Raw genomic sequence first — 2,195 nt, forward strand, 5'->3', positions numbered from 1 at the left:
CCCGCAGTCCCGACCAGTGCCCCTTGCTGAGCGAGCCGACGGTGACGATCTGCTCGGCGCCGCGCCCCGCCACCAGCGACGCGAACGGCGGGGGCGTGGCCACGTCGAGCGCGATGTCCGCGATCGTCTCGTCGACGACCAGCCAGGTGCCGGTCGCCCGCGCGTCGGCGATGATCCGCTGCCGCTGCTCGCGCGGCATGAGCCGGCCGGTCGGGTTCTGGAAGTCCGGGATCAGATACGCGAGCCGGGGCGCCGACTGCCGCAGCGTCGCCCCGAACAGCTCCGCGTCCCAGCCGTCCTCCGTCACCGGCACCGGCACGGGGCGAAGCCCCAACTGCCTTATGACGGAGAGGGCGTTGGCGTACGACGGGTTCTCCACCGCGATCCGGTCGCCGGGCCGTCCGAGCAAGGTGAGTGTGAGCGCCATCGCCTGCTGCGCGCCCGACGTGACGAGGATCTGCTCGGGCAGCGTCGGCAGTCCGCGCCCCGTGTACCGCTCGGCGATCGCCGCGCGCAACTCCGGCAGACCGTAAGGGTGGTAGCCCGGTGTCGTCGCGTGCCGGGCCACGTCGGCGGCGGCGGCCGCGTACGCGGCGGACAGCTCGTCGGCCAGGGCGCCGGGTGCCGCGATGGCCAGGTCGATCACGTCCTCCCCGGCGAGCGGGGTGCGCACACTGGTCAGCCGCGCACCCTCCGGCAGCTCCGTCCACGTGCCCGCGCCGCGTCGGCTGATCGCGTAACCGCTCTCCCTGAGCAGGTCGTACGCGGCGGTCACGGTGGCTCGGCTGATGCCGAGCGCCACCGCGAGCTCGCGCTCCGCGGGCAGCCGGGCGTGCAGCGCGATCCGGCCGTCGAGCAGCAGGGTCCGTACGCCCTGCGCGAGCGCCCGGTAGCCGGGCCGCTCCCCGGCGACCCCGGTCACCTGCGCGGCGAGCCGCCTGCCGCCCAGAGTGTGGACTCCGCTCCTCGCCGCCATGCCACATCCCTGTCATTGGCCCTGCACTCCAGGCCAATCAATCTACAGACTCGCAGAAGGCCGCGGGACAGTGGCCTGGGTGGGAACGAGGAGACACGTCATGCACCACGACAGGAGTGACTTCAGCGACCGGACCGAGCGCATGCTGCAGCGCCGTGCCGAGAACGGGTGGCGTCCCGCGGGCGGCCCGCGCCGCCCCGGGTGGACGACGGTCCCGCGCCGTCCCTGTCGGATCGTCGTCGGCGTCAGCGGATCACCCGCGAGCCTGGCCGCGCTGCGCCGCGCCGTGGCCGAGGCCCGCCGCTGTGGCCGCCCGCTCGTCGCTCTCAGCGCGTGGGAGCCGCCGGAGGGCGAGGCCCTGTACTGCCGCTGGCCCGACTCGCAGTGGGCCCGCCACTGGTACGAGGCGGCGCGAACCCGGCTGGCCGACGCCTTCGAGCAAGCCTGCGGCGGGGTGCCGGCCGACATCGACGTCACGCTGCGCGTGGAGCGCGCGCGGCCGGGCCCCGCCCTGCTCGCCCTGGCGGCCCACCCCGACGACCTCCTGGTCCTCGGCACCCGCCCGGGCCTGCGCCGCGGCCCCGTACGCCGTCAGGTACGCCGCCATGCGCGCTGCCCGGTCCTGACGGTGCCGGTGGCCCAGCCGGACCGAGCGGACCTGAGGGCGCTGCGCCGTCTGATTCCGACCGACTTCGGGGCGTGAGGGGTAAGGCGTCGCCGAGGGCGTCGAAGACGGAGCCGTCGACGGAATCGAAGCGCACCTGGTACTCGATGCCTGCGGGGCGGACGCGTCCGCCCCGCAGGCCTGTCCCGGCACGGGACCAGCGGGAGGATCGCGTCCTGGCCGAGGCATCGCACGGTGACGCTCCAGCAGCGCGAGAGGAGGCCCCGTGCACGACGATCGGCGCACTGCTCCCCCGTCCCAGCGTGCCCCGGGCCGGGCTGGCGGGCGCGTCGGCCCGGGACGGGGCCGGCCAGGGAGTGTCGCTGATCCGGTCCCCGGGCCGCTGGGCGTACTGGGCCCGGCCGTCGGCGCCGAACCGGTCCAGCTCGGTGGCCTTTGCTTCCTAATGCTGTTGTCAACCGGCTGCAGGGGCTGGAGGTGTGATTTGGTAGCAGCGTCGGTCACGGATCAGGGCCCACAGGACGTTGACGCGTCGGCGGGCGAGGGCGAGCACGGCCTGGACGTGCTTCTTGCCCTCAGCTCGTTTGCGGTCGT

The 2,195-nt window shown here is 74.5% G+C and carries 2 protein-coding genes and 1 pseudogene; 1 reads left to right on the plus strand and 2 read right to left on the minus strand.

What is annotated here, in order from left to right; translation table 11 throughout:
* The coding region (locus tag FRZ03_RS12415; RefSeq protein ID WP_146465202.1) for an aminotransferase-like domain-containing protein at positions 1 to 976 on the minus strand (976 nt) is incomplete at its 3' end.
* Positions 977 to 1,076: 100 nt separating this feature from the next.
* On the opposite strand from FRZ03_RS12415, the gene FRZ03_RS12420 reads away from it, so the two are divergent.
* A complete protein-coding gene (locus tag FRZ03_RS12420; protein WP_186785384.1) occupies positions 1,077 to 1,679 on the plus strand; it encodes a universal stress protein in 603 nt (200 codons plus the stop codon).
* Between the two features lie 376 nt (positions 1,680 to 2,055).
* Here FRZ03_RS12420 and FRZ03_RS12425 read toward each other — a convergent pair.
* Positions 2,056 to 2,195: pseudogene (locus FRZ03_RS12425) on the minus strand (IS110 family transposase); the annotation flags it as partial.

Source organism: Streptomyces misionensis (assembly GCF_007896895.1).
Taxonomy (GTDB): Bacteria; Actinomycetota; Actinomycetes; order Streptomycetales; family Streptomycetaceae; genus Streptomyces; species Streptomyces misionensis_A.

What these genes read in the sequence shown, in the direction of transcription:
- FRZ03_RS12420 (WP_186785384.1), top strand. Translation starts at nt 1,077, where the DNA reads ATGCACCACGACAGGAGTGACTTCAGCGACCGGACCGAGCGCATGCTG.